The following is a 23,155-nucleotide window of genomic DNA, read 5'->3' as shown; positions in this document are numbered from 1 at the left end:
GCAAGGCCGCGTTCATGGACAACTTCCGGCGCGGCTTCCTGCCGATGTTCGCGGTGATGACCTTCGTCGCGGCGCTGCTGCTGCGCGAGCCCGACTTCGGCGCGCTCGTCGTGGTGACCACGATCGCGATGGCCGTGCTCTTCCTCGGCGGCCTCAACTGGCGCCTCTTCGCGGGCCTCGCGATCCTGCTCGCCGTGGCGTTCGTGGTGCTCATCATCTCCTCGCCGTACCGGCTGCAACGCATCCTCGGCTTCATGGACCCGTGGGCCGACGCGTACGGCAAGGGCTACCAGCTCTCGCATTCGCTCATCGCGTTCGGCCGCGGCGAGTGGTTCGGCGTGGGGCTCGGCGGCAGCGTCGAAAAGCTCAACTACCTGCCCGAGGCGCACACGGACTTCATTCTCGCCGTGATCGGCGAGGAACTCGGGTTCGTGGGAGTCCTCATCGTCATCTTGCTGTTTTACTGGATCGTGCGCCGCTCGTTCGAAATCGGCCGGCAGGCGCTCGCGCTGGACCGCACGTTCGCGGGCTTGATGGCCAAGGGCATCGGGATTTGGTTTGGCGCCCAGACGTTCATCAACATGGGCGTGAATCTCGGCTTGCTGCCGACGAAGGGGTTGACGCTCCCGCTCGTCAGCTACGGCGGTTCGGGGATCGTGCTCAACTGCGTCGCGCTGGCCATCCTGATGCGGGTGGATTATGAGAATCGGGTGCTGATGCGAGGGGGGAAAGTATGAGCACCACCCCGCAGCACACGCTGATGGTCATGGCTGGCGGCACCGGGGGGCACGTCTTCCCCGGGCTCGCGGTCGCCCATCGGATGCGGGCATGGGGCTGGCGCGTCGTCTGGCTCGGCAATCCGTCCGGCATGGAGGCGTCGCTCGTCCCCAAGCACGGGGTGCCGATCGAGTACGTGCGCTTCGGCGGGTTGCGCGGCAAAGGGCTGAAGACCAAGCTGATGCTGCCGCTCAATCTCTTGCGCGCCTGCCTGGAAAGTGTGCGCGTGCTCAAGCGCGTGCAGCCCGACGTGGTGCTCGGCATGGGCGGCTACATCACGTTCCCGGCCGGCGTCATGACGGCGCTGACGGGGCGGCCGCTCGTCCTGCACGAACAGAACTCCGTCGCCGGGCTCGCGAATAAAGTGCTCGCCAAGCTCGCGCGGCGCGTGCTCGTCGCGTTCCCCGATACGCTGCCCGGTGCCGAATGGACCGGCAACCCACTGCGCGACGAGTTGTGCCATGCGCAAGAGCCGAAAGCACGCTATGCGAGCCGCACGGGGCCGCTGCGCGTGCTCGTCGTCGGGGGCAGCCTGGGCGCGGCCGCGCTGAACGAATGCGTGCCGCGCGCGTTGGCACTGCTGGCGCCGGATCAGCGGCCGCACGTCATCCACCAAGCGGGAGCGAAGCACATCGATGCGCTGCGCGCCAACTACGCGCAAGCGGGATTCGAGCCGGGCGAGGCGCTACGGCTCGTTCCGTTCATCGACGACATGGCCGCGGCCTACGGCGATGCGGACCTCGTGATCTGCCGCTCCGGCGCGATGACGGTGGCGGAGGTAGCGGCCGTCGGCGTCGCGGCGCTGTTCGTGCCGTTTCCGTATGCGGTCGACGATCACCAAAGCACCAACGCCGATTTCTTGGCCTCGCAAAACGCCGCGGTGCTCGTGCAGCAGCGCGATCTGTCGCCGGAGAACCTGGCGGACTGGCTGCGCAGCCAGACGCGCGAGACGCTCGCCGAGACGGCCGAGCGCGCGCGTTTGCTCGCCAAGCCCGATGCCACCGATCGCGTCGCGCAAGTGTGCGCGGCCGTGGCGCTCGCGCGCCAGCAAGGAAAGTCATGAAACACATCGTCAAACACATTCACTTCGTCGGCATCGGCGGCGCCGGCATGAGCGGAATCGCGGAGGTGCTGGTTACGCTCGGCTATCGCGTGAGCGGGTCCGATCTCGCCCGCAGCGCTTCGACGGACCGGCTCGCCTCTCTCGGGGCGCGCATTGCCATCGGCCACGCTGCGGAGAACATCGGAGACGCGGACGCCGTTGTCGTCTCCACGGCCGTGCGCAGCGACAATCCCGAAGTGCTGGCCGCGCGCCGCAAGCATGTGCCGATCGTGCCGCGCGCCGTGATGCTGGCCGAGCTCATGCGCCTGAAGCAGGGCATCGCGATCGCGGGAACCCACGGCAAAACGACGACGACGAGCCTCGTCGCGAGCGTGCTTGCGGCGGGAGGGCTCGATCCGACGTTCGTGATCGGCGGCCGCTTGACGAGCGCCGGCGTCAACGCACGCCTCGGCACGGGCGATTTCATCGTCGCCGAAGCGGACGAATCCGACGCGTCGTTCCTGAATCTGCTGCCCGTGATCGAAGTCGTCACGAACATCGACGAAGATCACATGGATACCTACGGGCACGATTTTGCGCGGCTCAAGCAGGCGTTCATCGAATTCACGCATCGGCTGCCGTTCTACGGCATCGCCGTGCTCTGCGTCGATTGCGCGAACGTGCGCCAAATCCTGCCATTCGTGTCGAAGCCGGTGATCAGTTACGGTTTCGCGCCCGATGCACAGGTGCGCGCCGTCAACGTATTCGCACGCGAGGGCAAGATGCATTTCACGGCGATCCGCGAGGACGCGGCCCCGCTCGACGTCGTCCTGAACATGCCGGGCACGCACAACGTGCAGAACGCGCTGGCCGCCATCGCGATCGCCACCGAGCTCGAGATCGCCGACGGCGACATCCAGCGCGCGCTGGCCGAATTCACGGGCGTCGGCCGGCGCTTTCAGCGCTACGGCGAGATGCGCGTGGCCGGCGGTGGAACCTACACGCTGATCGACGACTACGGGCATCACCCCGTCGAAATGGCGGCGACGATCGCGGCGGCGCGCGGCGCATTCCCCGGCAAGCGGCTCGTGCTCGCATTCCAGCCGCATCGCTACACTCGCACGCGCGATTGTTTCGAGGATTTCGTCGGCGTGCTCTCGAGCGTCGATGCGCTCGTGCTGACGGAAATCTACGCGGCCGGTGAGTCGCCGATCGTCGCGGCCGATGGCAATGCGCTCGCACGCGCGATCCGCGCGGCAGGCAAGGTCGATCCGTCATTTGTCGAGACCGTCGACGACGTGCCGCGGGCGCTGTCGGCGCTCGTGCGCGACGGCGACGTAGTGATCACGATGGGCGCGGGCTCGATCGGCACGGTGCCGGGCCGCCTCGCTCAAGAACTGAAGGTTTGAGATGGCGAACAACACGATCGATCCGAAAAGCTTCGGCAAAGTGGCCGTCTTGCTCGGGGGCGAATCCGCTGAGCGGGAGGTGTCGCTCAAGTCGGGCTCGCTCGTCCTGAAAGCGCTGCGCGATGCCGGCATCGACGCACATGCGTTCGATCCGGCCGAACGTCCGCTCTCGGCGCTGAAGGACGAAGGTTTCGTGCGCGCATTCAACGCGCTGCACGGCGGCTACGGGGAGAACGGCCAGATTCAGGGCGCGCTCGATTTCTACGGCATTCGTTATACGGGCACGGGCGTGCTCGGCTCGGCGCTCGGCCTCGACAAGTTCCGCACGAAGCTCGTCTGGCAGCAATTGGGCGTGCCGACGCCGCCGTTCGAAGCGGTGCTGCGTGGCGACGACTACGCCGCGCGCGCAGGCGACATCGTCGCGAAGCTCGGCTTGCCGCTGTTCGTGAAGCCCGCGAGCGAAGGCTCGAGCGTGGCCGTCATCAAGGTGAAGCGCGCCGACGCGTTGCCGGCCGCGCTAGAGGAAGCGGCGAAGTTCGACAAGATCGTCGTCGTCGAAAAGAGCATCGAGGGCGGCGGCGAGTACACAGCCTGCATCGCGGGCGATCTCGACTTGCCGATCATCCGCATCGTGCCGGCCGGCGAGTTCTACGACTACCACGCCAAGTACATTGCGGACGACACCCAATACCTGATTCCGTGCGGCCTCGGCGCCGATGAGGAAAAGCGCTTGAAGGCACTCTCGCGCCGTGCGTTCGACGTGCTCGGCTGCGCCGATTGGGGCCGTGCCGATTTCATGCTCGACGCGCAAGGCAACCCGTTCTTCCTCGAAGTGAACACGGCGCCGGGCATGACCGATCACTCGCTGCCGCCGAAGGCGGCGCGCGCGATCGGCATCGGCTACCAGGAACTCGTCGTCGGCGTGCTCGCGCTGACGCTGAAGGATTGATCGCGAGCCATGTGGAATAACGTGCGCCAACTGAACCTCGCGGCCAACGCGCTCTACGCGCTGTGGGCGCTCGCGCTGTTGGCGGCCGGTGCGTATTGGCTCATGCAGCGGCCGGCGTTCACGCTGCATACGATCGCGATCGGCGGGGATACCGAACATATCAACGCGCCGACGGTGCGGGCGAGCGTGGTCGGCCATTTGAAGGGCAACTTCTTCACCGTGGATCTCGACAGCGCGCGTCAGGCGTTCGAGCAGATGCCTTGGGTGCGGCGCGCCAGCGTGCGGCGCGTTTGGCCCAATGCCCTCGCCGTCACGCTCGAGGAATACAAGCCGCTCGGCACATGGGGCAGCGATCAGCTCGTGAGCGTCGACGGCGAACTGTTCACGGCGAATCAGGGCGAGCTCGATGAAGATCTGCCCTCGTTCGACGGTCCGAACGGCACGCAAAAAGAAGTCGTCGCCCGCTACTTCGATTTCAAGAAGTGGCTCGCGCCGCTCGGCGGGACACCCGACGAAGTGACGCTGTCGCCGCGCTATGCGTGGAGCGTGAAGCTCTCGAACGGCACGCAGGTCGAGTACGGCCGGGAACGCAACCCGCAAACGCTCGCCGAGCGCAGCCGGCGGCTGACGGCGGCATGGGGGGCGGTCACGGCTCGCTGGGGTAAGGAAATCGAATACGCGGATCTGCGCTACCCGAACGGCTTTGCGATTCGTGCCGCCGGGATGCGCTTCATCGGCAATGCGACCGCGGGCAAACCCGCGGCGACGAAGTAACAAGACATCACACGCAATGAGCACGCTATGAGTAAAGACTACAAGGATCTGCTGGTTGCCCTCGACATCGGCACGGCCAAGTGCGTGGCGGTCGTCGCCGAGCTGCGCGGCGAGGGCCACTACGAAGTGATCGGGCTGGGGCAGAGCGAATCGAAGGGTCTGAAAAAAGGCGTCGTGGTGAACATCGAGGCCACGGTGCAGTCGATTCAGCGCGCGCTCGAGGAAGCCGAGCTGATGGCCGACTGCAAGATCACGAACGTCTTCACGGGGATCGCGGGCAGCCACATCCGCAGCTTCAATTCGAGCGGAATGGTCGCGATCAAGGACAAGGAGGTGACGCAGGCCGACGTCGCGCGCGTGATCGAGACCGCCAAAGCGATCAACATTCCGACCGATCAGCAGGTACTGCACATCCTCACGCAGGAATTCATCATCGACGGGCAAGAGGACGTGCGCGAGCCGATCGGCATGAGCGGCATCCGCCTCGAGGTGAAGGTGCACATCGTGACGGGGGCCGTGTCCGCGGCGCAGAACATCGTCAAGTGCGTGCGGCGCTGCGGGCTCGAGGTCAACGATTTGATCTTGCAGCCGCTCGCGTCGTCGCTGGCGGTCTTGACGGAGGACGAGAAGGAACTCGGCGTCGTGCTCGTCGACATCGGCGGCGGCACGACCGACATCGCGATCTTCAGCGAAGGCGCGATTCGCCACACGGCCGTGATCCCCATCGCCGGCGATCAGATCACGAGCGACATCGCGATGGCGCTGCGCACGCCGACGCCCGATGCCGAGGACATCAAGGTCAGCTACGGCATCGCGAAGCAGGCGCTCGCCGATCCGGACGAGATGATCGAAGTGCCGGGCCTCGGAGAGCGCGGTCCGCGCACGCTGTCGCGCCAGGCGCTCGCGGCCGTGATCGAGCCGCGCGTGGAAGAGTTGTTCTCGCTCGTGCATCAAGTCGTGCGCGAGTCCGGTTATGAGGAACTCTTGAGCTCCGGCATCGTTCTGACGGGCGGTGCTTCGATGATGCCGGGGATGGTCGAGCTCGGCGAAGACATTTTTCTGAAGCCGGTGCGTATCGGCGTGCCGGAGTATGCGGGCGGCCTTGCCGACGTCGTGCGCAATCCGCGCTATTCGACGGCGATGGGACTGCTCGTGGAAGGCTCGTCGCAACGAATGCGCGGGCGCAAGGTGGCGGTGCAGTCGGGTTCGATGGGGCAGGTTTTCTCGCGGATGAAAGACTGGTTCTTGGGCAATTTTTGATTTTGCAAACGGATCGACGCGCATCGCAGGGATGCGCGCCGGGTAGGCGGTGAAAGCGCGGGTGCCGGCGGCCCGCGTGCGACGAACGGTTGCCCGATCGTTCGTCGAACAACGGCCGATGAGCAGGCATTTTTCTTCGGAGGCAATATGGAATTCCAGATGTTGGAAACGGAAACCAACGGCACCATCATCAAGGTGGTGGGCGTTGGCGGTGCCGGCGGCAATGCCGTCGCGCACATGATCAGCAAAGGGGTTCAGGGCGTCGATTTCGTCGTCATGAACACCGATGCGCAAGCGTTGTCGCGCTCGCGCGCGCCGAACGTGATTCAGCTCGGCAACACGGGGCTCGGTGCCGGTGCGAAGCCGGAGATGGGACGTGCGGCGGCCGAAGAGGCGCGCGAGCGGATCGCCGATGCACTGCGTGGCGCGCACATGGTCTTCATCACGGCCGGCATGGGCGGCGGCACGGGCACGGGCGCGGCGCCGGTGGTCGCGCAGATCGCGAAGGAGATGGGCATTCTGACCGTGGGCGTCGTGAGCAAGCCGTTCGAATTCGAAGGCGGCAAGCGCATGCGCGTGGCAGAGGCAGGTTCGCAGCAACTGGAGGATCACGTCGACTCGCTGATCGTCGTTCTGAACGACAAGCTGTTCGAGGTGATGGGCGATGACGCCGAGATGGACAAGTGCTTCCAGTGCGCGGACGACGTTCTCAACAACGCGGTCGCGGGCATCGCTGAAATCATCAACGTCGATGGCTTGGTCAACGTCGACTTCGAAGACGTGAAGACGGTGATGGGCGAGCAAGGCAAGGCGATGATGGGCACGGCCACGGTGGCCGGCGTCGATCGCGCGCGGCTGGCGGCCGAGCAGGCCGTCGCGAGCCCGCTGCTCGAAGGCGTCGATCTGTCGGGCGCGCGCGGCGTGCTCGTGAACATCACGTCGAGCCGCTCGCTGCGCTTGTCCGAAACGCGCGAAGTGATGAACACGATCAAGAGCTACGCGGCGGAAGACGCGACGGTCATCTTCGGCGCTGTCTACGACGATGCCATGGGCGATGCGCTGCGCGTGACGGTCGTGGCGACGGGTCTCGGCCGCACGGCGGCGGGCGCGGCGAAGAAGAGCCAGGCGGCGCCGATGACGCTGCTGCGCACGGGCACGGACAATCAGCCCGTGATGCAGCACGGCTACACGCCGCAGTCGTCGCACGCGAACACCGCTGACTACGGCGCGTTCGATACGCCGGCGGTGTGGCGCAACTCGCGCGAGACGGCCGCTTCGCACGTGCAGGCGCTGCAGGAAAAGGGCGTCGACACGTACGACATTCCGGCGTTCCTGCGTAAGCAGGCCGACTGAGCGCGCGGCGTATTCGCCGCGCGGGCCGGGTAGGCCGCGCGGGCGAAGGACGGCATCATGAATGGCAACGGCGTCAGGCGGCTTCGTCCTGTTGGGCGACCGGGCGCGGCCTCCACGCGCAGCGCGCAAGCGACGCGGGTGGATCGGCTGTCGGCGCGCCCGAGAGCGGGCGGTGCGGCGCGTGCGGGAAACCGTGCGCACGTGAGCGCGCCGCTTTGCGACAGGCGGACGTGGCAGCGGGCGAGCCGCTGACCGCGAGGAGAACCTGCTCTGCCGGGTCGGTGTCGAGCCGGCCACAAGGCTGAAGGCAGCGGGCTTTCCGTGCGGACGGCATCCCGGCGCATCGCGGGCAAGATGTGCTGGAATGTGCGGGATGGCGGCTCGAAACAGGTCAGGCGAGATCGTTCATGTCGCCTGCCGGGGATGTGACGCGCCGCTCCTGGCGCGGTGCGTTCGGCTGGCTGCGGTTGGCCGAGCGACGAGCGACGCCGCGTTCGACGTTGCGCCGCAGCAACGATCGCCGGGGTTCATTTGTGACGGTCCGTTACGGGCCGGTGACCGGAAAGCCTCCGTTCCGGCCACCGGCCTTGCTTCATCGATTGCGGTAATCGGAGGAAACAGATTGATACGTCCGGCGAAATGGACGCTCGCGCCGGATGGAGTATACTCTCCCCTATGACCTAGAAAATACCGATTGAGAATAGCAATCGAACGAACGGAACCATGTTGAAGCAACGCACCATCAAATCGATCGTCAAAACCGTTGGGATCGGCCTGCATTCGGGACGCAAGGTCGAACTGACGCTGCGCCCTGCTGCCGTGAACACCGGCATCGTGTTTTCGCGCATCGATTTGGCGACGCCCGTGGATATTCCGGCTTCGGCGCTTGCGATCGGCGATACGCGTCTCGCGTCGGTGCTGCAAAAGGACGGTGCGCGGGTGTCGACGGTCGAGCATCTGATGTCGGCCTGCGCCGGCTTGGGCATCGATAATCTCTACGTCGACGTCACGGCCGAAGAGATCCCGATCATGGACGGCAGTGCCGCGTCGTTCGTGTTTCTGATGCAATCGGCCGGGATCGAAGAGCAGAACGCGCCGAAGAAGTTCATCAAGGTCACGAAGCCCGTCGAAGTGCGCGACGGCGATAAAGTCGCGCGCCTCGATCCGTATTTCGGCTTCAAGCTCAAGTTCACGATCGATTTTCACCATCCGGCCGTCGACAAGACAGGGCAAGCCCTCGAAGTCGACTTCGCGACGACGTCGTATGTGCGGGAAATCGCGCGTGCGCGCACGTTCGGCTTCGCGCATGAAGTCGAGATGCTGCGTGAACTCGGATTGGCGCGAGGCGGCACGATGGACAACGCGATCGTGCTCGACGAATACCGCATCCTGAACAACGACGGCCTTCGTTACGACGACGAATTCGTCAAGCACAAGATGCTCGATGCGATCGGCGATCTTTACGTCGTGGGCCATCCGCTGCTCGCGGTGTATACAGCGCACAAATCGGGGCACGGCTTGAACAACGCGCTGCTGCGCGAGTTGCTCGCTCACGAGGATGCCTACGAAGTGCTGACGTTCGACGACGTCCAGCATGCGCCGCGCGGCTTCGGCTACGAGGCGCAGACGGCATTCGCCTGACGTGCCATAGCGCGGGGCGGGCCCGCCGGCTACGGTCGGCCGGACACGCGACGACGATCGAAATATCGGAATGAATGAGCGGCCTTCGGGCCGCTCATTGCTTTTCGTCGACGGGTTTTCCGTGGCGCGCGGCCATCTTGGCGAGCGCGGCCTGCAGTGGGGAGGGGGCGAGCGAGCGGCTCAGCGCCTGCAGCGCCGCGGCGCCGGCCGGCGTCATGCGCGCCTGCTTCGGCGCGGGCGGCTCGGCGACGGCACGAGGCCTGACTTTGATGGCGAGCGTGCGCACCGGCCAACCGCGCTGCTGCAGTTCCGTCAACAGGCGCGGCTCGACGTGCCGCAAGCGCGCGGCGAGCGCGCTGTGCGCCGCGAACAGCGTCAGCGTCCCGTCCTTGATGAATCCTGGCTCGACATTGGTCCCCAGATAGTCGGGGAGCAATTGCACGAGATCCCGCTCGAGTGCGGCGATTTGTTCTACCCCGGCGCGCAGTGCGGCGAATGCATCGGTGCGCCCGAGCACTTCCGCGACGGCTTGCGGCCGGCGCAGCGCGGCAGACTTCGAAAAGGACGAAAAGCGGCTCATGGCGCGATTGTACTCGGCCGAACCCGCTCGGGGGCCGTGAAGGAAGCGGGCGTAGCGCCCGTGAGACGCCTCTTGCCCGAGCCCCTCGAGAAGGCCGTGCGCCTGCGCTGGCGGGCCGTTGCGGCACCGGGGCCGCGACACGGTACGTTAAGGCTCGCGTGCTAAAATGCGCGATTCGAATTCACTCATGGAATAAGCCGCCGAGGCTATCCGAACCCGGTTATCCGCCGTGGCGTCCCAACGAGCCGCCGCGCGGGTGTCCGACCGAAGCCGCGACGCATACTCGACCCGATGACCACCGGTTTTCTCCAAAAGATCTTTGGCAGCCGCAATCAGCGTCTCGTCAAGCAGTATCAAAAGACGGTCGTGGTGATCAATGCGCTCGAGCCGCAAATCGAGCAATTGACGGACGACCAACTGCGCGCGAAAACGGATGAATTCCGCCAGCGCGTCGCGAGCGGGGAATCGCTCGACAAGCTGCTGCCCGAAGCGTTCGCCGTCTGCCGCGAAGCGAGCCGCCGCGTGCTGAAAATGCGCCACTTCGACGTGCAGCTGATCGGGGGCATGGTCCTGCACTACGGCAAGATCGCCGAAATGCGCACGGGCGAGGGCAAGACGCTCGTCGCCACGCTGGCCGCCTACTTGAATGCGCTGTCGGGGCGCGGCGTGCACGTCGTGACGGTCAACGACTACCTGGCCCAGCGCGACGCCGAGTGGATGGCCAAGCTCTACAACTTCCTCGGGCTGTCCGTCGGCATCAATTTGTCGCAGATGGATCACGAGTCGAAGCAAAAGGCTTACGCGGCCGACATCACGTACGGCACGAACAACGAATTCGGGTTCGATTACCTGCGCGACAACATGGTCTACGAGACCGGCGCGCGCGTGCAGCGGTCGTTGAATTTCGCGATCGTCGACGAAGTGGACTCGATCCTCATCGACGAAGCGCGCACTCCGCTCATCATTTCCGGCCAAGCCGAGGATCACACCGAACTTTACGTGCGGATGAACGCGCTGCCGCCGCTGCTCGAGCAGCAGATCGGCGAAGAGAAAGCCGACGGCACGGGCGTGGAGAAACCGGGTGACTACACGCTGGACGAAAAAGGGCGGCAAGTCTTCCTCACCGAGTCGGGCCACGAGAAGGCCGAGCGCCTGCTCGCCGAGTGGGGCTTGATCGGCGAAGGCGAAAGCCTTTATGCCGCGCAGAACATCACGTTGATGCACCACGTCTACGCCGCGCTGCGCGCCCATACGCTGTTCTTCCGCGATCAGCACTATGTCGTGCAAAACGGCGAAGTCGTCATCGTCGACGAATTCACGGGCCGGCTGATGGCGGGCCGCCGCTGGTCGGACGGCCTGCATCAAGCCGTCGAAGCGAAAGAGCACGTCAAGATCCAGAGCGAGAATCAAACGCTCGCCTCGATCACTTTCCAAAATTACTTCCGCATGTACGGCAAGCTGTCGGGCATGACCGGCACGGCCGATACCGAAGCGTACGAATTCAACGAAATCTACGGGCTCGAAACGGTCGTCATTCCGACGAACCGTCCGCCGAAGCGAATCGATCGTCAGGATCAGATCTACAAGACGGCCAAGGAGCGTTACGACGCCGTCATCCGCGAAATCGGCGAATGCTACGACCAGGGCCGGCCCGTGCTCGTCGGCACGACGTCGATCGAGAATTCCGAGTTGCTGTCGAACCTGCTGACGAAGACAGGCCTGCCGCACGAGGTGCTCAACGCCAAGCAGCACGCACGGGAAGCGGCGATCGTGGCGGAAGCGGGGCGGCCCAAGCGCATCACGATCGCGACGAACATGGCCGGCCGCGGGACCGACATCGTGCTCGGCGGCAATGCGGAAAAGCAAGCCTCGCTGATCGAAGCCGACGACTCGATTCCTGCCGACGAAAAGGCGCGGCGCATCGAAGCGCTGCACAGCGAATGGCAGGCATTGCACGATCAGGTGAAGGCGGCCGGCGGCTTGCACATCATTGGCACCGAGCGTCACGAATCGCGCCGGATCGACAACCAGCTGCGCGGCCGGTCGGGCCGTCAAGGCGATCCGGGCTCCTCTCGCTTCTTCCTCTCGCTCGAAGATCCGCTGCTGCGCATTTTCGCGGGCGACCGCGTGCGCTCCATCATGGATCGCCTGCGCATGCCCGAGGGCGAGGCGATCGAAGCGGGAATCGTCACGCGTTCGATCGAGTCGGCGCAGCGCAAGGTCGAAGCGCGCAACTTCGACATCCGCAAGCAACTGCTCGAATACGACGACGTCGCCAACGATCAGCGCAAGGTGATCTACCAGCAGCGCAACGAACTGCTCGAGGCGCACGACATCACCGAAACCATCACGGCGATGCGTCACGCCGTCGTTACCGATGTCGTGCACGAATTCATCCCGGCGGGCAGCATCGAAGAGCAATGGAACGCGCCCGAGCTCGAGGAAGCACTGCGGCGCGATTGGCAGCTCGATCTCGCCGTTCAGGAGATGATCAACGAGTCCCAGTCGCTCGATGCGGACGACATCGTCGATGCCGTGATCGGTGCCGCCGACGAGGCGTACGAAACGAAGGTCGCCCTCGTGGGCCGCGAGTCCTTCAGCGCGTTCGAGCGTTCGGTGATGCTGCAAACGCTCGACCGCTGCTGGCGCGAGCATTTGGCCGCGCTCGATCACTTGCGTCAAGGTATCCACTTGCGCGGCTATGCGCAGCAAAACCCGAAGCAAGAGTACAAGCGCGAGGCGTTCGAATTGTTCGAGGCGCTGCTCAACATCGTGAAGACGGAAGTGACGCGCATCGTCATGAACGTTCAGATTCAATCGCCCGAGCAGCTCGAAGAGGCCACCGAGCAGTACGAAGAGCAGGGCGATCCGCTGGCCAACGCGGAGTTCCGTCACGCCGAATTCGCGGAAGCGGGCGCGGCGCCGGCTGCGGCCGCGTCCGTCGATGCCGCCGCCGAAATGGTCGGTCAGGCGATGAGCCACGGCATGCATGCCGCAACCGGCGTGGCCAGCGCGAGCGCGTTGGCGGGCGTGCCCAAGGTGGGACGCAACGATCCTTGCCCCTGCGGTAGCGGCAAGAAATACAAGCAGTGTCACGGCAAGCTCGCCTAACCGGATTCAGGACCATGGCCGTCAATTTTCCTTCGATCGATCCCGCGCAACTGCATCCCGTTCCCGGTGTCACGCTCGGCTTTGCCGAGGCGAACATCCGCAAGCCGAACCGTAAAGACGTCCTCGTCATTTCCCTCGACGAGGGGGCGACGGTGGCCGGTGTCTTCACGTCGAACCGTTTTTGCGCGGCACCGGTGACGGTCTGCCGCGAGCATCTCGCGCACGCGAGCGCCGCCCGCGGGGCGAAGCCTATTCGAGCCCTTGTCGTCAATACCGGCAATGCGAACGCAGGCACGGGCGAGTCGGGCCTCGCGCATGCGCGCGAGACTTGCGCCGATCTGGCGCGTCTGGCCGGCATTGCGGCCGAGCAGGTGCTGCCGTTTTCGACGGGTGTGATTCTCGAGCCGCTGCCGATCGATCGGCTCAAGGCGGGCTTGCCCGCGGCGCTCGAGTGCCGCGCGGCCGCGCACTGGTACGAAGCGGCGCAGGCGATCATGACGACGGATACGTTGCCCAAGGCTACGTCGGCGAGAATCGAGATCGACGGCCATACCGTGACGCTCACCGGCATCAGCAAAGGCGCCGGCATGATCAAGCCGAACATGGCGACGATGCTGGGCTTCCTGGCGTTCGACGCGGCCGTCGCACAGGACGTGCTCGATGCACTCGTCAAAGACGTCGCCGACCGTTCCTTCAACTGCATCACGATCGACGGCGATACGTCGACGAACGATTCGTTCATCCTCATCGCGACGGGCAAGTCGAGCCTGCCGCCCATTACGTCGCGGGACACGGCCGCTTACGCGGCGCTGCGCGAGGCGGTCGTGCGTCAGTCGCAGACGCTGGCTCAATTGATCGTGCGCGACGGCGAGGGCGCCACCAAATTCATGACCGTCCAAGTCGAGGGTGGTGCGAACGAGGGAGAATGCCGCCAAATCGCTTATGCGATCGGCCATTCGCCGCTCGTGAAGACGGCGTTCTATGCCTCCGATCCCAATCTCGGCCGTATCTTGGCTGCGATCGGGTACGCGGGCATCGCCGATCTCGACGTCTCGAAGATCGACCTCTATCTCGGTGACGTTCACGTAGCGACGGCCGGTGGCCGCCATCCCGAGTATCGCGAGGAGGACGGGCAGCGCGTGATGAAGGAAAGCGAGATCGCCATCCGCGTGCTACTCGGCCGCGGCCCGGCGCGGGCGACGATCTGGACGTGCGATCTATCGCACGATTACGTGTCGATCAACGCCGACTACCGCTCCTGACGGACGGCTGCCGCACGGCGGCCGCTGAATTCTTGCATTGCGCCGCGCGGTTCGTCGCGGCGCCCGATGGTGTACACCGCTCATCGCCCATGGACAAACTCGAACAGTTCCTGACCCGGGCCGAAGCATTGCTCGGCCGCCTCGAGGGCATATTGCCGCCGGCTGCGCCCGACGTCGATTGGTCGGCAGCCGTCGCATTTCGTTGGCGCAAGCGCCAAGGGCGCGGGTATCTGCAGCCGGTGCCGGCTGTTTCGGCGATCACGCTGGCCGATCTGCGAAACATCGACCGCCAAAAGGACCTCATCGAGCAGAACACGCGCCAGTTCGTGAACAAGCGGCCTGCAAACAACGTCTTGCTCACGGGCGCGCGCGGCACGGGCAAGTCATCGCTGATCAAGGCTTGCCTCAATGCCTATGCGAAAGATGGGCTGCGCTTGATCGAAGTCGACAAGGATGATCTGCACGATCTGGGCGACATCACCGAGTTGATCGCGGCCCGGCCCGAGCGCTTCATCGTGTTCTGCGACGACCTCTCTTTCGAGGAAGGCGAATCGGGCTATAAGGCGCTGAAGGTCGCGCTCGACGGTTCCGTGTCGGCGCAATCGGACAACGTGCTCATCTATGCGACGTCGAATCGCCGCCATCTGTTGCCCGAGTACATGAGCGACAACGAGTCGTACAAGCATACGTCCGACGGCGAAATCCATCCCGGCGAAGTCGTCGAGGAGAAGATTTCGCTGTCCGAGCGCTTCGGCCTTTGGGTGAGCTTCTACCCATTCAAGCAAGACGATTACCTTGCGATCGTCGGCCACTGGCTACGCCATTTCGGGTGCAGCGACGACGACATCGCGGGCGCACGCGGCGACGCGCTCGTTTGGGCGCTGGAGCGCGGATCGCGCTCGGGCCGCGTGGCCTGGCAATTCGCGCGCGATTGGTCCGGCCGCAAGGCGGCAGCATGACGACGCAGCCGGACAGCGGCGCCGCCGCCGAGCGCTCGCCGACGGGACGGCCCGTGACGGAAGTGGCCGTGGGCGTGCTCGTGAGCCCCGACGGCCGATACTTGCTCGCGCAGCGTCCCGCGGGGAAGCCGTATGAAGGGTATTGGGAGTTTCCGGGCGGCAAGCTCGAGCCGGGCGAGACGGTCGAAGCCGCGTTGACGCGCGAACTGCACGAAGAACTCGGCATCATGCTGACCGATTGTCATCGTTGGCACACGCTCGAACACGACTATCCGCACGCGTACGTGCGGCTCCATTTCTGCAAGGTGACGGGCTGGACCGGCGAGCCGCACGGCCGCGAAGGCCAAGCGTTCAGCTGGCAGGACCTGCCCGTGCAAGTGGCGCCGCTGCTGCCTGCCGCCATTCCGGTGCTCGAGTTGCTCGCCGCCGGCTGACAGAGGGCTGCCCCGGGCTTGGCGAGCGGAAGGCGGCCGGGTCCGTTGCGCCATGCGCCAAGGAGGGCGAGCGGCCGGCCCGATTTCGATCAGTTCAGATCGCCGTGCTCGTCGTCGTCCGACGGCGGCTCTTCGTCGGTGTTGCCGATCCGGTATTTCTCATTGGCCCACGCGCCCAGGTCGATTTGCTTGCATCGCTCGGAGCAGAAGGGGCGAAATCGGTTTTCAGGCGTCCAACGGACGTCTTTCCCGCAAGTCGGGCATTTGACAACGGTAACCATATCGTCAGGCGATCGTAATGGCCGCCGTGAAGCGTGCGGAATGATTCCGGCCTGGCCTTAAGCGGCGGATTTCGCGCATCGCCGCGTGCCATGCCAGGCGTACGCGTGCGATGCACCCGTTCAAAGGCTGCACAGCGTCAATTGGAACGGTACGTCGACATCGACGGCCCGCGGACGCAGATCCCCGTCTTGCACCGTGAAGCGCACCCAAAGCATGTACTTGTTTGCACTCGCTTCCGGGATGACGCGCAACTCGGGCGACACGCGCACCTGCATCAACTGGTAGGTGCGGCCCGACAGCATTTGCTGATAGCTGCCTTGCATCGCCATGACCTTCGAGGCTTGACCCGACTCGCGAGCGAGCCGCAGCACGATCGATGCGGCGTCGCGCAGCGGCAACAGCGGCGTAATCCACTTGGCGATGTCCTGCCGGCGCTGATCGGGATGCAGTTGCTGCCAAGCATAGTAAGACGGCAGATCGAACTCGCAAGTCCCCCCGGGAATGATCGCCCGGCTGCGAATACTTGCCAGCCATTCGTTTTCGGATAGGTGCTGCCCCGTCTTGCCTTGCATTTGGGCGAGACCGGCGAGGGTTTGCTCGATTTCGCCGAGCACGGCTTCCAGCGCGTTTTGCTCGATGCCCGGATTGCCACGGAACGGAGCCAGCGTTTGCCGCTGCCGCTCCAGTTCCTTCATCAAATCCGACTTCAGATCCGCGCGGCCAGTGACTTCCGCGATTTCGAACAGCGTCGTCAGCGCGACATGGTGCTCGCGTGCGTCGTCTTGGCTCAAAAAGAACGTAAAGCGCTCGAACAAATCTTCGAGGCGCAGCAGCGTGCGAATTCGCTCGTTGAACGGATACTCGTAAAGAATCAAGCGCGCTCGCCCCTGACGTCGTGGGTGGTGGGATTGCAGGACATTCTAATGCCCCCGATTGCCCCCGGCAATCGAGGAATCGGGCACTTTTTACTGCCTTTTCTTCGAATCGAAGGTTTTGCGAGAGTGTACGGTCGATCGTGCAGCATGTGCGACATCATTCGATTCGACTCGCACAGCGCCTCACGGTTCGGATTGGCTAGGCGGCGCCGCACCCGCGAGCGCGAGATATCGCAGATGCAACTGCCGCACGTCGTGTGCCAGCCGATCGAGCGGCGTATCGTCGTTGACGATGACGTCGTCCGCCGCGGCGAGGCGGGCCTCGCGTGTCGCCTGGCGCGCGATGATCGCCAGCACCTGGTCGCGCGAAAACGCGTTGCGGCGCATGACGCGCGCGATTTGCGTCTGCTGGCGGCAGTCGACGACGAGCACGCGGTTCACGCGCGACTTCCAGGCGCCCGACTCGACGAGCAGCGGCACGACGAGGACGACGTAGGGACCGGGTGCGGCCTGACGCTCGCGCTCGGTCTCGGACCGAATCAGCGGATGGGTGATCGCCTCGAGCCGTGCCTTGGCTGCATCGTCGGAAAACACCAGCGAGCGCATCTTCGCGCGATCGAGCGCACCGTCGGGCGCCACGAACTGCCGCCCGAACGCCTGCTCGATGAGCGGCATTGCCGCACCACCCGCTGCCGTGATGCGATGCGCGATGATGTCCGTGTCGACGACGGCTACGCCGTGAGTCGCGAACAGATCGGCGACGGTGGTTTTGCCGCTGCCGATCCCGCCTGTGAGCCCTACCGCGAACATGTCCTCAGCCCCCGAGCGCATGGAAGATCGGCATACCGCCGAACAGCGTCACGACACCGCCGAGCGCGAGAAACGGGCCGAACGGCAACGGTTCCTCGAACCGCAGGCGTCCCGTCCACATCGCAAGCAAGCCGGCGACGGCGCCCGTGACGGCGGCGATCAGCACGATTTGCGGCAAAGCAGCCCATCCGAGCCACGCACCCAGCGCGGCCAGCAGCTTGAAGTCGCCGTAGCCCATGCCCTCGACCCCGCGCACGAAGCGAAACAGCCAATAGATGCACCACAAGAAAAGATAGCCGGCGATGGCGCCGGCAACCGCCGCGCGCAACGTTGCGAAGGTATCGTCGAAGTTGACGATGAAGCCGGCCCACAGCAGCGGGAGCGTAAGGGAATCGGGCAACAGGCGCGTTTCTGCGTCGATGGCGCTCATCGCGAGCAGGGCCGCGGTGAAGCCGAATGCCGCGAGCGCGGTGCCCGTCGGGCCGTAGACGGCCAGCGCCGCGGCGGCTAGCGCCCCGCCCGCAAGCTCGACGAGCGGATAGCGCACGCTGATCGGTGCCCGGCACGACGAGCAGCGCCCGCGCAGCAACGCGTAGCTGAGGACGGGGATGTTCTCGTGAGCGCGCAGCGTATGGCCGCAATGCGGACAGGTGCTGCGCGGCACGCACAAGTTATAGCGCTCCGGGAGCGAATCGTCTCCCGCCGCTTGCCCCGTTGCTTCGCTGATTTCGAGACGCCACGCGCGCTCGAGCATGATCGGCAACCGGTGCGCCACCACGTTGAGGAAGCTGCCCACGATCAAGCCGAATGCGATCGCGAACGCGAACTGCCAAAGCTGCGGCAGCGCGGCGAAGGCGGTGCCGAGGCCGAAGGACAGATTCGCGAGCGGGGCGTTGGAGAAGAAAGCGTGCACGGAAAAAGTCGGCATCGATGGCGAGTGGCGAATGGGGGGCATGCTACACCACGTTGCCCAGTTCGATGATAGGGAGATAGAGCGCGATGACGAGCCCACCGACCGCCAGCGCGAGCACCAGCACGACGAGCGGCTCGGCGCAGGCGGTAGCCAACGCCAGCGTTTCCTCGACTTCGCGCTCGGCCAGCGCGGCGCAATCGAGCAGCATCGTGTCGAGCGCGCTCGACTCTTCCGCCACGGCTATCGGTTCGACGAGCGCGGCGGGAAAGCAGCCGACTGCGTGCATGGCGTGCGCGAGACGCTCGCCGCGCCGCAATCGGCGTTCGATTTGCGCATTCGCTTCATCGAACACCGTATTGCCCGTCACGTGTGACAGCGCGCGCAGCGCATCGGCGAGCGGTATGCCGGCCGTGAGCAGCGTTCCGAGCGCACGTGCCCAGCGTGCCGCAGCGACGGCCCGCACCAGCGCGCCCGCTAGGGGGACCGAAAGCAGCGCTCGATCGAGCCAAGCGCGCAGGCGAGCGAAGCGCCGAACGGCGCGCGGCACGATGAGCCAGAGTGCGCCGAATGCCGCGAACGCAGGCGGGCCCCAGTGCACCAAAAGGGCCGACAGCGCGATCACTGCACGCGTCGGCCCCGGCAGCGCAGCGCCGAAGCTCTCGAAGACCTGCTGGAACGTGGGCACGACGAACGCAAGCAGGGCCGTGCCGATGGCGACGGCGAGCAGGAGCACGGCACACGGGTAGGCCAACGCCGCGCGAAGCTTGCCGCGCTGGGCAGCGGCGCGTTCGCGGTGCTCGGCGATGCGCGCGAGGACGAGTGCGAGCGTCCCAGAGGCTTCGCCGATCGCCGCAAGCTCGCGGTAAAGCCGATCGAACTGCGTCGGATAGGCCGCGAGGGACGACGCAAAGCGCTCACCGCCCGCGATGCGGCGAGCTACCGACCGGGCAACGCGCGCCATGGCGCCGCGCGAGGTAGTCCGGGCGATCAACTCGAGCGATGGGACGAGCGGAAGGCCTGCGTTCAGCAGACTCGTCAGATGGCGCGTGAACGCCGTCACTTCGCGTGCGCTCGTTCTCGGCCGTTTTGCGTCGTCGTCGGCAAAGTGCCTGCCGCCGGCGCTCATTCGGCATCCGTGCAGGCGGTGGCTTCGGCCAAGCTCGTGGTTCCAGCGCGCACGTGCGCGAGCGCCGCTTCGCGTAGCGAGGCAGCCCCCTCCGCCCTCGCCTGCGCGGCGATCGCCTGGGCGCTTGCCTTCGCATTCACGAGTTCACGGATGGCGGGCGATATCGCCATGACCTGATGTGCGCCGATGCGGCCGCGATACCCTGCGCCGTGGCAAGCAGGACATCCGCACGCCGCGTAGAGCGTTCGACTGGAAACCGCTTCATCCGCGTAGCCGGCTGCCGCGAGCATGGCCGGCGACGTCGCCACTGGCGCGGCGCAGCGCGTGCACAGGCGTCGCACGAGGCGCTGAGCCGTGACGAGCCGTAGCGCCGCAGACAGGTTGTACGGCGCCGCGCCGATGTCGACCAGGCGCCCGATCGCGCTCGGTGCGTCGTTCGTATGCAGCGTAGCGAGCACGAGATGGCCTGTCTGCGCGGCCTTGAGCGCGACGTCAGCCGTCTCGGCATCGCGGATTTCACCGACCATGATGACGTCGGGGTCTTGCCGTAGCAGCGCGCGCAGGGCCGTGGCGAACGTGAGGCCCGTTTTCTCGCGGACGTTGACCTGATTGATGCCCGCGAGTCGTATCTCGGCCGGATCCTCGACCGTGCAGATGTTGCGCGAAGCGTCATTGAGCATTTGCAGGAATGCATACAGCGACAGCGTCTTGCCGCTGCCGGTGGGTCCCGTGACCAGTACGAGGCCATGCGGCGCGCGAATGGCGGCTTCGACGAGCGGCGTTTGCCGTGTGTCGAAGCCGAGCGACGCCAGCGACAAGTCGGGCGGCAGCGCTTCGAGGCGGCGTAGCACGAGCTTTTCACCGTGGACAGTGGGCAGCGCACTCACGCGGTAGTCTTCGACCTTGCCCCGTGCGACCTCGAGCCGCAAGCGGCCGTCTTGCGGAATGCGGCGCTCCGCGATGTCGAGGCGGGCCAGTACCTTGATGCGCGTGACGAACGCATCTCGCAAGTGCGACGGAGGCCCGGGCATTTCATGCAGCACGCCGTCTACGCGTAGACGGATGCGCCAGCCATGCTCGTCGGTCGGTTCGACGTGGATGTCGGAAGCGCCGCGCTGCACGGCGAGATCGAGCGTGGCGGCGAACAGGTGGGCGGCCGGCCCGTCGTCAGGTAGCGCGGGATCACCGCGCGGTGAGGGCGAAGAAGAAACGATAGGCATCGGAGAGCGGCGTTGCGCCGTCGAAAACGCGGGAAAGCGATCATCGCCCGCGCCTGCACGGCGGGCCATTCAGCCGCTCGGCCAACGCACTCGACGTTTTGCGGCTAGCCCTGCGAGGCCTTCGATGCGACGCGGATGCGCGGCTTGAACAGCTTCACGGTGCGCACGGCTTGGTCGTCGCTTTGCAGCACTTCGAGTTGCACGTCGCCGATCTGCAGGCAGACGTCGCCTTCGGGGATCTCTTCGAGCGTTTCGAGGATGAGCCCGTTCAGCGTCTTCGGGCCGTCGGTCGGCAAAGTGAGCTGCAGCCAGCGGTTCAACTCGCGCAGCGGCATGCTGCCGGCGACGATGCATTCGCCGTTCTCGGTCCAGCCCTTGCGCGTGCCGGCGCTGCGCGGGATCGACGTGGTGAACTCGCCGATCAACTCTTCGATGATGTCTTCGGGCGTGACGAGCCCCTCGAGCTCGCCATACTCGTTGACGACGAGCGCCGCGCGATGCCGCGTTTCCTGAAAGTATTGCAGTTGCTGCGAGACGGGCGTGCCCGAGGGCACGAAATACGGGTCGGTCAAGAGCTCGCGCAGTGTCTCGCGCGTGAGTTCCTGGTTATGCAGCGCGGCGAGCGTCTTGCGTACGTGCAGAACGCCGACGACGCGGTCGATATCGCCCTGAAAGACGATCAGCTTGTTGTGGTAGCAGGTTTCGAGCTGACGCAAGATGTCCTCGAACGGCGCATCGAGGTCGAGCGCCTCGATGCGGCGGCGCGGGATCATGACGTCGTCGACCGAGATGTTTTCGAGATCGAACAGATTGAGCAGGATGCTGCGGTGCTTGGTCGGCATGAAGCTGCCCGATTCGAGCACGATTGCACGCAGTTCCTCGGTGGTCAGCCGCTGCTCGCGGCCGCCTTTCGTGTTGATGTGCAGCACGAAAAGGATCGCGTTCGACAGCAGGTTGACGAACCAGACGACTGGCTTGAGGGCGCGCATCAGCGGCGCGATCACGAAGCTCGCGGGCAGCGCGATTTTTTCGGGGTAGGTGGCGCCGACGATTTTCGGCGTGATTTCCGCGAAGACGATGATGAGGAATGCGACGAGGCCCGTGGCGATCGAGAGGACGAGATTGTCGCGGCCGAACGTGCGCAGCGCGATCGATGTCGTCAGCACGGGGATGATCGTGTTCAGCAGGTTGTTGCCGATCAGCACGACGCTGAGCAGTTGGTCGGTTCGGGCGAGCAGGCCCTGCGTGGTCTTTGCGCCGAAGGCGCCCTTGCCGACGAGGTATTTCAACCGGTGCCGGTTCAGCGACATCATCGCCGTTTCCGAAATCGAGAAAAAGCCGGAGCAAAGAAGCAGGACGAAAACGGCGCCGATTTGCGCCCACAAGGGGATTTGTTCCACGCGTCTGCTGGTGTGGTGATGAAAGGATGGGAAGAATATAGCAGAGGCGGTAGGCGGGGCTCGGGCGCGAGGCCGGTCAGCTTGGCGCCCGGACAGGCTGATTCGAACAAGCGCGGTATGCAGGCGGGCACCAAAACAAAAAGCCGTTCAGCGAACTGAACGGCTTCTGCCTTGATCTTCTCAAGAAAATTCTGGTCGGGGTGAGAGGATTCGAACCTCTCTGTATCGACCATGGAATAAGGCTTTCCGGGCACTTCGTCAATGTCAAGCGCGCGTCGAATTGACAAGGTAACTAGGCGTCAGCTTACCACGGAAGGCGGCTGTTTTCCTCCAGGTTAGTCGAGAAGTCGGTACGAGATTTTGCCAACGATGTCGCGCGGTATTTTCCAGCCGCTTGGCCGGGAAACCCAGCGGCCTGCTTCATTTTTTACCGGTTGCCGGGTCTCCAGACCCGGCGCAAACGCTGCCTGATAGCGTTTGAGGATGCCTTGGCTGGTACTTGCGATGATCAACCTGGTGAACAGCGGAGCGTGGCCCGTTTGGGCTTCGTCCATGTACAGCTGCATGGTGGAGTCGTCGACGAACTTGAGCAGGTCATGGCCATGCTTTTCGGTCAACTCGACCTCAACCCCTGTGACTTCCCCACTTGGCAGGTGCCACAGCACATCGGGGCGTTTCTCGTTTTTCTCCGATTTTTCGTTGAATTCGGCCTCGGTCTGGAAGTCGATAATCTCGCCGTTTGAGACGGCGTTCAGTGTCATCAACTGGGCATAAAAATAATGCCTCAGATGAAGCAGATTTATGCTGCTAAAGCTGCCCTTGTACTTTACCAAGTTAGTGGCTTTTTCCACTGCAAAACTGAGGCCCAGATCGGTCAGGGTAAGTATCTTTTTGGGCCGGTTTTTGGTGCCGTCCCAGCCCGTTTCTGTGGTCTTCAGAAGGCCCTTTTTCACTAGGTTTGTGGACGTGTTTCTATTC

21 protein-coding genes are annotated in these 23,155 nt (G+C 64.8%); 12 read left to right on the top strand and 9 right to left on the bottom strand.

All coding sequences use genetic code 11. The annotated features are described in order from the left end of the window. The 8 genes from ACTHNZ_RS21335 to lpxC form a co-directional block, all read left to right on the top strand. Positions 1–737 (top strand): peptidoglycan glycosyltransferase FtsW (locus ACTHNZ_RS21335; protein ID WP_440544574.1); only part of this gene is annotated, 737 nt, incomplete at its 5' end. Then, positions 734–1,840 (top strand): undecaprenyldiphospho-muramoylpentapeptide beta-N-acetylglucosaminyltransferase, encoded by a 1,107-nt coding sequence (gene murG, locus ACTHNZ_RS21330; RefSeq protein ID WP_440544573.1) that lies wholly within the window; start codon positions 734–736, stop codon positions 1,838–1,840. The genes ACTHNZ_RS21335 and murG, both read left to right, overlap by 4 nt. Further along, entirely contained in the window at positions 1,837–3,228 is a 1,392-nt protein-coding gene (gene murC / locus ACTHNZ_RS21325; protein ID WP_440544572.1) for a UDP-N-acetylmuramate--L-alanine ligase, read from the top strand. Before murG ends, murC begins: the two co-directional genes overlap by 4 nt. A gap of 1 nt (position 3,229) precedes the next feature. Further along, on the top strand, positions 3,230–4,177 hold the full coding sequence (locus ACTHNZ_RS21320; RefSeq protein WP_440544571.1) for a D-alanine--D-alanine ligase: 948 nt from the start codon (positions 3,230–3,232) through the stop codon (positions 4,175–4,177). A 9-nt stretch (positions 4,178–4,186) separates the two neighbouring features. After that, positions 4,187–4,951: a cell division protein FtsQ/DivIB gene (locus tag ACTHNZ_RS21315; protein ID WP_440544570.1), complete on the top strand. Its 765-nt coding sequence runs from the start codon at positions 4,187–4,189 to the stop codon at positions 4,949–4,951. Positions 4,952–4,978: 27 nt separating this feature from the next. Beyond that, positions 4,979–6,211, top strand: a complete 1,233-nt coding sequence (ftsA, locus tag ACTHNZ_RS21310; RefSeq protein ID WP_115537616.1) for a cell division protein FtsA — start codon at positions 4,979–4,981, stop codon at positions 6,209–6,211. 147 nt (positions 6,212–6,358) lie between these two features. Further along, positions 6,359–7,564, top strand: coding sequence for a cell division protein FtsZ (gene ftsZ / locus ACTHNZ_RS21305; RefSeq protein WP_440544569.1), 1,206 nt, complete (start codon positions 6,359–6,361; stop codon positions 7,562–7,564). A 723-nt stretch (positions 7,565–8,287) separates the two neighbouring features. After that, positions 8,288–9,205: a UDP-3-O-acyl-N-acetylglucosamine deacetylase gene (gene lpxC / locus ACTHNZ_RS21300; protein WP_440544568.1), complete on the top strand. Its 918-nt coding sequence runs from the start codon at positions 8,288–8,290 to the stop codon at positions 9,203–9,205. A gap of 94 nt (positions 9,206–9,299) precedes the next feature. Here the strand turns inward: lpxC and ACTHNZ_RS21295 are convergent, their stop codons facing one another. Further along, complete coding sequence (locus tag ACTHNZ_RS21295; protein WP_440544567.1) at positions 9,300–9,785, bottom strand: DciA family protein; 486 nt, start codon at positions 9,783–9,785, stop codon at positions 9,300–9,302. 291 nt (positions 9,786–10,076) lie between these two features. On the opposite strand from ACTHNZ_RS21295, the gene secA reads away from it, so the two are divergent. The 4 genes from secA to ACTHNZ_RS21275 all read left to right on the top strand — a co-directional run bounded on the left by secA (position 10,077) and on the right by ACTHNZ_RS21275 (position 15,551). Next, entirely contained in the window at positions 10,077–12,896 is a 2,820-nt protein-coding gene (gene secA, locus ACTHNZ_RS21290) for a preprotein translocase subunit SecA (protein WP_440544566.1), read from the top strand. A 14-nt stretch (positions 12,897–12,910) separates the two neighbouring features. Then, a complete protein-coding gene (argJ, locus tag ACTHNZ_RS21285) occupies positions 12,911–14,158 on the top strand; it encodes a bifunctional glutamate N-acetyltransferase/amino-acid acetyltransferase ArgJ (protein WP_440544565.1) in 1,248 nt (415 codons plus the stop codon). Positions 14,159–14,247: 89 nt separating this feature from the next. Further along, entirely contained in the window at positions 14,248–15,117 is an 870-nt protein-coding gene (locus tag ACTHNZ_RS21280) for an ATP-binding protein (RefSeq protein WP_440544564.1), read from the top strand. After that, positions 15,114–15,551, top strand: a complete 438-nt coding sequence (locus tag ACTHNZ_RS21275) for an NUDIX domain-containing protein (RefSeq protein ID WP_440544563.1) — start codon at positions 15,114–15,116, stop codon at positions 15,549–15,551. The genes ACTHNZ_RS21280 and ACTHNZ_RS21275 overlap by 4 nt, the downstream gene beginning before the upstream one ends. 89 nt (positions 15,552–15,640) lie before the next feature. On the opposite strand, the gene yacG is transcribed toward ACTHNZ_RS21275, so the two are convergent. The 8 genes from yacG to ACTHNZ_RS21235 form a co-directional block, all read right to left on the bottom strand. Further along, complete coding sequence (gene yacG, locus ACTHNZ_RS21270; protein WP_440544562.1) at positions 15,641–15,832, bottom strand: DNA gyrase inhibitor YacG; 192 nt, start codon at positions 15,830–15,832, stop codon at positions 15,641–15,643. 120 nt (positions 15,833–15,952) lie between these two features. After that, complete coding sequence (zapD, locus tag ACTHNZ_RS21265; protein ID WP_440544561.1) at positions 15,953–16,708, bottom strand: cell division protein ZapD; 756 nt, start codon at positions 16,706–16,708, stop codon at positions 15,953–15,955. Positions 16,709–16,891: 183 nt separating this feature from the next. After that, complete coding sequence (gene coaE / locus ACTHNZ_RS21260) at positions 16,892–17,518, bottom strand: dephospho-CoA kinase (protein ID WP_440544576.1); 627 nt, start codon at positions 17,516–17,518, stop codon at positions 16,892–16,894. Positions 17,519–17,522: 4 nt separating this feature from the next. Then, positions 17,523–18,446 carry a prepilin peptidase gene (locus ACTHNZ_RS21255; protein WP_440544575.1) on the bottom strand — a complete coding sequence of 308 codons (924 nt, stop codon included), beginning with the start codon at positions 18,444–18,446 and terminating at the stop codon, positions 17,523–17,525. 28 nt (positions 18,447–18,474) lie between these two features. After that, positions 18,475–19,557 carry a type II secretion system F family protein gene (locus ACTHNZ_RS21250; protein ID WP_440544560.1) on the bottom strand — a complete coding sequence of 361 codons (1,083 nt, stop codon included), beginning with the start codon at positions 19,555–19,557 and terminating at the stop codon, positions 18,475–18,477. Continuing rightward, entirely contained in the window at positions 19,554–20,777 is a 1,224-nt protein-coding gene (locus ACTHNZ_RS21245; RefSeq protein WP_440544559.1) for a GspE/PulE family protein, read from the bottom strand. Before ACTHNZ_RS21245 ends, ACTHNZ_RS21250 begins: the two co-directional genes overlap by 4 nt. A gap of 104 nt (positions 20,778–20,881) precedes the next feature. Next, a complete protein-coding gene (locus ACTHNZ_RS21240; protein ID WP_440544558.1) occupies positions 20,882–22,177 on the bottom strand; it encodes an HlyC/CorC family transporter in 1,296 nt (431 codons plus the stop codon). Between the two features lie 335 nt (positions 22,178–22,512). Beyond that, on the bottom strand, positions 22,513–23,155 hold a 643-nt coding region (locus ACTHNZ_RS21235; RefSeq protein ID WP_440544557.1), incomplete at its 5' end, for a hypothetical protein.

Source organism: Trinickia sp., from assembly GCF_051953955.1.
Taxonomy (GTDB): domain Bacteria; phylum Pseudomonadota; class Gammaproteobacteria; order Burkholderiales; family Burkholderiaceae; genus Trinickia.
This window is presented reverse-complemented; position numbering and strand designations above follow the sequence as displayed.

Excerpts from the sequence above, each read along its gene's own strand:
- yacG (WP_440544562.1), bottom strand. The coding sequence starts at position 15,832 with ATGGTTACCGTTGTCAAATGCCCGACTTGCGGGAAAGACGTCCGTTGG.
- murG (WP_440544573.1), top strand. The coding sequence starts at position 734 with ATGAGCACCACCCCGCAGCACACGCTGATGGTCATGGCTGGCGGCACC.
- lpxC (WP_440544568.1), top strand. The coding sequence starts at position 8,288 with ATGTTGAAGCAACGCACCATCAAATCGATCGTCAAAACCGTTGGGATC.
- argJ (WP_440544565.1), top strand. The coding sequence starts at position 12,911 with ATGGCCGTCAATTTTCCTTCGATCGATCCCGCGCAACTGCATCCCGTT.
- ACTHNZ_RS21295 (WP_440544567.1), bottom strand. The coding sequence starts at position 9,785 with ATGAGCCGCTTTTCGTCCTTTTCGAAGTCTGCCGCGCTGCGCCGGCCG.
- ACTHNZ_RS21245 (WP_440544559.1), bottom strand. The coding sequence starts at position 20,777 with ATGCCTATCGTTTCTTCTTCGCCCTCACCGCGCGGTGATCCCGCGCTA.
- coaE (WP_440544576.1), bottom strand. The coding sequence starts at position 17,518 with ATGTTCGCGGTAGGGCTCACAGGCGGGATCGGCAGCGGCAAAACCACC.
- ACTHNZ_RS21255 (WP_440544575.1), bottom strand. The coding sequence starts at position 18,446 with ATGCCGACTTTTTCCGTGCACGCTTTCTTCTCCAACGCCCCGCTCGCG.
- ACTHNZ_RS21315 (WP_440544570.1), top strand. The coding sequence starts at position 4,187 with ATGTGGAATAACGTGCGCCAACTGAACCTCGCGGCCAACGCGCTCTAC.
- ftsA (WP_115537616.1), top strand. The coding sequence starts at position 4,979 with ATGAGTAAAGACTACAAGGATCTGCTGGTTGCCCTCGACATCGGCACG.
- ACTHNZ_RS21275 (WP_440544563.1), top strand. The coding sequence starts at position 15,114 with ATGACGACGCAGCCGGACAGCGGCGCCGCCGCCGAGCGCTCGCCGACG.
- ftsZ (WP_440544569.1), top strand. The coding sequence starts at position 6,359 with ATGGAATTCCAGATGTTGGAAACGGAAACCAACGGCACCATCATCAAG.
- ACTHNZ_RS21280 (WP_440544564.1), top strand. The coding sequence starts at position 14,248 with ATGGACAAACTCGAACAGTTCCTGACCCGGGCCGAAGCATTGCTCGGC.
- secA (WP_440544566.1), top strand. The coding sequence starts at position 10,077 with ATGACCACCGGTTTTCTCCAAAAGATCTTTGGCAGCCGCAATCAGCGT.
- murC (WP_440544572.1), top strand. The coding sequence starts at position 1,837 with ATGAAACACATCGTCAAACACATTCACTTCGTCGGCATCGGCGGCGCC.
- ACTHNZ_RS21250 (WP_440544560.1), bottom strand. The coding sequence starts at position 19,557 with ATGAGCGCCGGCGGCAGGCACTTTGCCGACGACGACGCAAAACGGCCG.
- ACTHNZ_RS21320 (WP_440544571.1), top strand. The coding sequence starts at position 3,230 with ATGGCGAACAACACGATCGATCCGAAAAGCTTCGGCAAAGTGGCCGTC.